Below are 322 nucleotides of genomic sequence, written 5' to 3' on the forward strand. Positions count from 1 at the left end.
GTCACCCACCCGAGAGAACGGTCCACACCATGTCATCCACCACGGAATCCACCCTCGACGAACGCGCCGCGAAACTGCGCGATGCGCTCGGCTCGCGCGTCGTGCTCGCGAGCGACCCCGACTACGACGTCGTCCGCACGCCGTGGAACGTCGCCATCGACCAGCGCCCGTTCGCCGTCGTCACGCCCGAGTCGGCCGAAGAGGTCGTCGCCGTCGTCCGCGCGGCTACGGCCGCGGGCCTGCGTGTTGCTCCGCAATCCACCGGGCACGGCGCTGCGGCGCTCGCCGACACCGACCTCGCGGATGTGGTGCTCGTGCGTCT

1 protein-coding gene is annotated in these 322 nt (G+C 71.1%); it reads left to right on the top strand.

What is annotated here, in order from left to right:
* Positions 1-29 precede the first annotated feature (29 nt).
* On the top strand, positions 30-322 hold a 293-nt coding region (locus tag ACZ3GY_RS23720; RefSeq protein ID WP_465912180.1), incomplete at its 3' end, for an FAD-binding protein.

It is taken from the genome of Pseudomonas sp. PME37.24/006, from assembly GCF_055556635.1.